The following is a 6,476-nucleotide window of genomic DNA, read 5'->3' as shown; positions in this document are numbered from 1 at the left end:
GCGGTCGCTCCGCTCGCCGCGCAGGCCTTCGGCGCCCGCGATCCGCGGATGGTGCGCAGAGCGTTGCGGGTCGGGCTGTGGGCGGCGACCCTGCTCGGCATCCCGCTCAGCCTCGTCCAGCTCTACGGCAAGGAGATTTTGCTCGCGCTCGGCCAGGCCGAGGAGCCGGCGACGCTGGCCGCGCGTTATCTCTACGGGCTCGCCTGGTGTCTCATTCCCGGCTGGTGGTTTATCGCGCTGCGCGGCTTCATGGGCGCGGTGAACCGTCCGGAGCCCGCGCTGTGGATCACGCTTGCGGCGGTGCCGGCCAATGCGCTGCTCGCCTATGCCCTGATCTACGGCGCGTTCGGATTTCCCCGGCTCGACCTCCTTGGAGCCGGCATCGCGACGACCACGGTCAATCTTTGCATGTGCGCGGCGGCGATCTGGGTCTGCTACGCGATGCGCCCGTTCAAGAAATTCCAGGTGATGGGCCGCTTCTGGCGTCCGGACTGGCCGCTCTTCCGCAAGCTGCTGGTGATCGGCTCGCCGATTTCCGGCACCTTCATGCTCGAATACGGCGTGTTCGCCGCAGCCGGCATCATGATGGGCTGGATTTCCACCACGGCCCTTGCCGCGCACCAGATCGCGCTGCAGATCGCTTCCATCATGTTCATGGTGCCGTTCGGCATCTCCATGGCGGCGACGGTGCGCGTCGGCCATGCGGTTGGACGCCGCGACAGCGCCGGAACGCGCAGTGCGGGCTCTGTTGCGATCTGGCTCGGCGCGGGCTTCATGCTGGCCATGACGCTTCTGGTAATCGCAACCCGCGACCTGCTGCCGGTCCTGTTCCTTGGATCGATCACGCAGGCGAACGGCCAGACCGCAGCGCTCGCCGCCACGCTGATGGTCGTCGGCGCGAGCTTTTTCATCTGCGACGGCGTTCAGTCGATCGCGGCCGGTGCGCTGCGCGGGCTGAACGATACGCGGGTGCCGCTCCTGTTCTCCTTCGTCTCGTTCTGGGCGATCGGCTTCACCGCCTGCTATGTGCTCGGCTTCACGCTGAATTATGGGGCGCTCGGCGTGTGGATTGGGCTTTCGCTGTCGGTGATCGTCTATGCGCTGATGCTGGTGATCCGCTTCCACCTGCTCACCAAGCGCGGCTATATGCCCGACGTGCCGCACGCCGCACACTGACGCTTGCCCTTTCCGGCAAAAGCCGGGCATGACAGGCGCATGGTCGACCGGCTCGTCATTTCGGATATCGGGCATCGCGGCGACGGCATTGCGCAGACACCCGGCGGGCCGGTCTTCGTGCCCTATACGCTGCCGGGCGAGACCGTCGATGCCGATGCGGTGCAGGGCCACCCCGACCGCAGGCATCTGTTGCGTGTGGTCGCCCCCTCACCCGACCGCGTGGACCCGTTCTGTCCGCATTTCGGAGTCTGCGGCGGCTGCGCGATCCAGCATTGGGCGGAGCCGCACTACCGCGACTGGAAACGCAATCTGGTGGTCGAGGCGCTGAGTCATGCAAAGATCAACGCGACGGTCGGCGATCTGATCGACGCGCATGGCGAGGGCCGCCGCCGCGCGGTTTTGCACGCAAGGCAGGGCACCAAGCAGATCGTCGAAGTCGGATTCTCGGCGTTGCGCGCGCATACGCTCGTGCCCATCGACCGCTGTCCGGTGCTGGCGCCGGGGCTGGCGGGCGCCATCGATGCCGCCTGGGCGATCGCCGATGTCCTCGGACCGTTGAAAAAGCCGCTCGACATCCATGTCACCGCAACGCTGAACGGCCTCGACATCGACGTGCGCGGATCAGGACCGCTCGATCAGGCGCATGCCCTGGCGCTGACGCGCATCGCGGCATCGCGGCGCATCGCCCGCATCACCCGGCATGGCGAGATGGTCGCGCAGGTGGCTCCGCCGATTGTGCGGATGGGCAAGGCGCAGGTGACGCTGCCACCCGGGCCATTTCTGCAGGCCACCGCACTTGGCGAGGAAACGCTGGCAAAGCTGGTGAGCGAGCATGCGGGCCATGCCAGAACCGCACTCGATCTGTTTTGCGGCCTTGGGCCGTTCTCGCTGCGGCTTGCCGAGCGCATCCGCGTCACCGCGATCGACAGCGACCAGGCGGCGATCGATGCGCTGTCGCGTGCCGCGCAGGCGACGCCGGGGTTGAGACAGGTGACGGCGCTGAAACGTGACCTGTTCACGCTGCCGATGCCGGCCTTGGACCTCGCCGGGTTCGATACGGTGATCTTCGATCCACCCCGGCAGGGCGCGGAAGCGCAGGCGCGCGAGATCGCAAAAAGCAAAGTAAAAAGCGTAGTCGCGGTGTCGTGCAATGCCGCGACCTTCGCGCGCGATGCCGCGATCCTGATCGCCGGCGGCTATCGGCTGAAGCGCGTCACCCCGGTGGACCAGTTCAAGCACACCGCGCATGTGGAGATCGTGGCGCAGTTCGTGCGGTAGGTCTGCCGCGTGTGGCGACCCTTGAAGGGCGACGGCCCCATCGGTGGCCGATCATCCTTCGTGGCTCGCTGCGCTCGCACCTCAGGAAGACGGCTCTGGTCGGTGAGCGAGCCGCATCAAGAGCATGAGTCTCAACCCTGGTCTAATTCCCCCACCTCTCCTGCCAGAGCCGCTCGCCGATGGTGCAGGGCACGCGGGGATTGGCGGCCGAGGCTTTCATGACGCGCGGCTCCGCCGGCAGCGCCGCGATTTCCAGAACGAGTTTGGTGCGGATCGCCTCGACGAATTTCTCGCGCTCCTTCACCGGAATGACGAACGAGCCGGGACCGCCGATGACGCAATCCTCGTAATAGTCGTCGAGCAATTCAATATCCATGGTCGCATAGCTCGGCCGCTTCAGCATGATCGGCAGCCCGTTGATGGTGATGCCTCTCGACAGCACCTCGTCGCGGGCGATCGTCACGAACTGGCCGGAATTATTGGCGCCGTCGCCCGACACATCGATGACGCGGCGCATCCCGCGATTCGGGTTGACGTCGAACAGCTTCATGCCGAACAGGAGCGCGCCGGAGATCGAGGTGCGGGCGGCGCGCCGGATCGGCGCCTGCAGGATGTCGTTCGCGACGGAGCCCGCGCTTTCCGGTCCCTCAACCACCCGCCAGGGTACGACCACGCGCTGCTCGGTCGCGCCCGCCCATTCGAAATAGGTCACCGCGATCCGCCCATGGATGCCTTGCCGCAGGACGTTCAGAAATTCGGCGGAGACCAGGGCCTGCGCATAGCCCTCACGCTGCAGCGCCAGTTCGTCCGGGTCCATCGAATAGGAAATGTCGACCGCCAGCACGAGTTCGACATCGACCGAGGTTTCCTGTTGCGCCGCGCCGCTGCGCTGCGCCCATGCGGGCTCGAACCACGCCGCGCCGGCCGCCGCGACAACCAGCATCCCGGCAAGAACTGCGACGACGACCGATCGGCGGACCATCACCTTCTCCCCGTTGGAGAGGAAAGGGTGCCACGTCGGGGGCGGCTGTCAAAGCCGGACCGGTCAGCCGTCGACCGCCTCGGTGGACACAATCTCGATACCGAAGCCGCCCAGCCCCACATAGGTGAACTTTTTCGAGGTCACGAGCTTGATCGAGTTGATCCCGAGATCCTTCAGGATCTGCGCGCCCAGCCCGATTTCGCGCCATTGCCGGATGCGGGCGGCCTCCGATTCCGTCTCGCCGTTCTTTGGGATTGCAGTCACCGGAACCCCCGCGGTGCCGTCGCGCAGATAGACGATGACGCCGCGGCCCTCCTCCTTGAAGCGCTGCAAGACCGCATTGATGGTCTTGGCGCCACCGAATACGTCGCCGATGACGTCGGCCCGGTGCAGACGGGTGAGGACACTGTCGCCGTCCCCGAGCCGGCCATAGACGAAGGCCATGTGGTGGGTGGCGTCGAACGGGGTGACATAAGCATAGCCCTGCAGGGTTCCGATCGGCGAGGCGACCGGGAATTCGCCGACGCGCTCGACCAGCTTTTCGCGGGCCTGCCGGTAGGCGATGAGGTCCGCGATCGACAGCCGCTTCAGCCCGTGCTTTTCGGCAAATTCTGCGACCTGACGGCCACGCATCACGGTGCCGTCGTCGTTCATCAGTTCGGACAGGACGCCGACTGCAGGAACGCCTGCGAGCTTGCACAGATCGATGCAGGCCTCGGTATGTCCCGACCGCATCAGCACGCCGCCGTCGCGCGCCACCAGCGGAAAAACATGGCCCGGCCGCACAAAATCCGACGCACCGCTGTTGCCGTTGGCGAGCGCACGCACGGTGTTGGTGCGCTCCTCAGCGGAAATGCCGGTGGTCAGCCCGTGCTTGACGTCGACCGATACGGTGAAGGCGGTCGATAGCGGCGCATCGTTGCGCGATACCATCGGATCGAGGTGCAGCCGCTTGGCGTCGTCGGCCGACAGCGGCGCGCAGACGATGCCGGAGGTGTGGCGGATGATGAAGCCCATTTTTTCCGGCGTGCAGAGCGAGGCCGCGACGAACAGATCGCCCTCGTTCTCGCGGTCGTCGTCGTCGGTGACCACGATGATCTCGCCGCGTGCAAACGCCGCGATGGCCTGGTCGATACGCTGATGGGTGTCGAGCATGGTTTTTCCTTCAGCGGGCAGGTTGGGGGGATGGCGGCGGGAATGGCCATGACGACCCCTCGCCCACCTGCCCGCGATGCCGCAGATAGTGATCGGCAAGCACACATGCCATCATCGCCTCGCCGACCGGCACCGCCCGGATGCCGACGCAAGGGTCGTGGCGGCCCTTGGTGACGATGTCGGTATTCCGCCCATAGCGGTCCACGGTCTGCCGCGGCTGCAAAATCGACGAGGTCGGCTTCACCGCAAAACGGGCGATCACGGGCTGACCGGTGGAAATGCCGCCAAGAATGCCGCCGGCATGGTTGGACAGAAAGACCGGACTGCCATCATTGCCGATCCGCATTTCATCGGCATTGGCCTCGCCGGACAACTCCGCAGCGGCAAAACCATCGCCGATCTCGACGCCTTTGACCGCATTGATGCCCATCAGCGCGGCGGCGAGATCGGCATCGAGCTTGCCGTAGACCGGCGCGCCCAGCCCTGCTGGCACGCCTTCGGCGACAATCTCGACAACCGCACCGGCTGAAGACCCTGCCTTGCGCACGCCGTCCAGATAGTCGGCCCAAAGCTCCGCCGCCTTGGCGTCAGGGCAGAAAAACGGATTTCGCGAGACTTCGTCCCAATCCCACCGCGCGCGGTCCGCCTTATGCGGGCCGATCTGCACCAGTGCGCCGCGCACCGTCATCCCCGGCACGACCCTGCGGGCGATGGCGCCCGCAGCCACGCGCGCTGCGGTCTCGCGGGCCGAGGCGCGGCCGCCGCCGCGATAATCGTGGAAGCCGTATTTGACGTCATAGGTATAGCCGGCGTGGCCGGGCCGGTATTTATCCTTGATCTCCGAATAGTCCTTTGAGCGCTGGTCCACATTCTCGATCAGGAGAGCGATCGGCGTGCCGGTGGTCATATCTACGCCCGTCGCTGCATCTGCAAACACACCGGAGAGAATCCGGACGGTGTCCGGCTCCTGCCGCTGGGTGGTAAAGCGCGATTGCCCCGGCCTGCGGCGGTCGAGATCGGCCTGGATGTCGGCAGGCGTGATCGGGATGCGCGGCGGACAGCCATCGACCACGCAGCCAATCGCTGCCCCGTGGCTTTCGCCGAAGGTGGTGACGCGGAAAAGGTGGCCGAACGTGTTGAACGACATGGCGATCTGCTGGCTTGGTAGCCCGCACATCCGGGCCGGTCAAATGAGCGAGCCCTGTGCGGGATTCCTTGCAAAAGCACGCCGGCTCACTCCACCCCTGTCAGGCTGCGGCGCGGCACGCCATTAATGAGCATTCAGCGCGCTGAACACGCATTAATGGCAAACTGAATGTGCGTTAAGATACTGATTTTCTTACGTTTTTTCGTTTTTTGCATTTGCAGTCGGGCAGAAAATCTGAGATGACTCGCCGCGGTACGGGAGGGGCGCATCCAGGTGCAAGGATCGCTCGCACCGCGAATGACCGAGCAAACAAGGACCATACACATGCGCAAATTGATCGCCGTTATCGCTGCGATCGGCTTCATTGGGTCGACCACCCTGTCGCCGGTTATCGCAGCGCAGGCGACGCCGGGCGTTGCGAAAAGCGACGAGTTCTCGGCCGCCAAGAAGAAAGCGAAGAAGAAAGCCAAGAAGGCCGAACTGACCACGACCGATCTCTCCGCCGCCAAGAAGAAGGCGAAGAAGAAGGCCAAGAAGGCCGAGCTGACCACCACCGACCTCTCCGCCGCCAAGAAGAAGGCGAAGAAGAAGGCCAAGAAGGCCGAGCTGACCACCACCGACCTCTCCGCCGCCAAGAAGAAGGCGAAGAAGAAGGCCAAGAAGGCCGAGCTGGCCACCACCGACCTCTCCGCCGCCAAGAAGAAGAAGGCGAAGAAGAAGGCCAAGAAGGCCGAGCTG

At 65.2% G+C, this 6,476-nt stretch carries 6 protein-coding genes; 3 read left to right on the top strand and 3 right to left on the bottom strand.

Annotated features, from left to right (window positions below):
* Positions 1-1,176: MATE family efflux transporter (locus tag ACK41X_RS22080; RefSeq protein WP_409728030.1), on the top strand; the 1,176-nt coding region annotated here is incomplete at its 5' end.
* Positions 1,177-1,215: 39 nt separating this feature from the next.
* Positions 1,216-2,454 carry a class I SAM-dependent RNA methyltransferase gene (locus ACK41X_RS22075; RefSeq protein WP_409728027.1) on the top strand — a complete coding sequence of 413 codons (1,239 nt, stop codon included), beginning with the start codon at positions 1,216-1,218 and terminating at the stop codon, positions 2,452-2,454.
* A gap of 142 nt (positions 2,455-2,596) precedes the next feature.
* On the opposite strand, the gene ACK41X_RS22070 is transcribed toward ACK41X_RS22075, so the two are convergent.
* The 3 genes from ACK41X_RS22070 to aroC form a co-directional block, all read right to left on the bottom strand.
* Positions 2,597-3,436, bottom strand: a complete 840-nt coding sequence (locus tag ACK41X_RS22070; RefSeq protein WP_409728024.1) for a DUF1194 domain-containing protein — start codon at positions 3,434-3,436, stop codon at positions 2,597-2,599.
* A gap of 63 nt (positions 3,437-3,499) precedes the next feature.
* Positions 3,500-4,591: a 3,4-dihydroxy-2-butanone-4-phosphate synthase gene (gene ribB, locus ACK41X_RS22065; protein WP_409728021.1), complete on the bottom strand. Its 1,092-nt coding sequence runs from the start codon at positions 4,589-4,591 to the stop codon at positions 3,500-3,502.
* A 10-nt stretch (positions 4,592-4,601) separates the two neighbouring features.
* Positions 4,602-5,738 carry a chorismate synthase gene (gene aroC / locus ACK41X_RS22060; RefSeq protein ID WP_409728018.1) on the bottom strand — a complete coding sequence of 379 codons (1,137 nt, stop codon included), beginning with the start codon at positions 5,736-5,738 and terminating at the stop codon, positions 4,602-4,604.
* A 324-nt stretch (positions 5,739-6,062) separates the two neighbouring features.
* On the opposite strand from aroC, the gene ACK41X_RS22055 reads away from it, so the two are divergent.
* On the top strand, positions 6,063-6,476 hold a 414-nt coding region (locus tag ACK41X_RS22055; RefSeq protein WP_409728015.1), incomplete at its 3' end, for a hypothetical protein.

Source organism: Pseudorhodoplanes sp. (assembly GCF_046289595.1).
In the GTDB taxonomy this organism is placed as follows: Bacteria; Pseudomonadota; Alphaproteobacteria; order Rhizobiales; family Xanthobacteraceae; genus Pseudorhodoplanes.
Note: the sequence above shows the minus strand (reverse complement) of the source record. Positions and strands in the feature narration are given on the sequence as shown.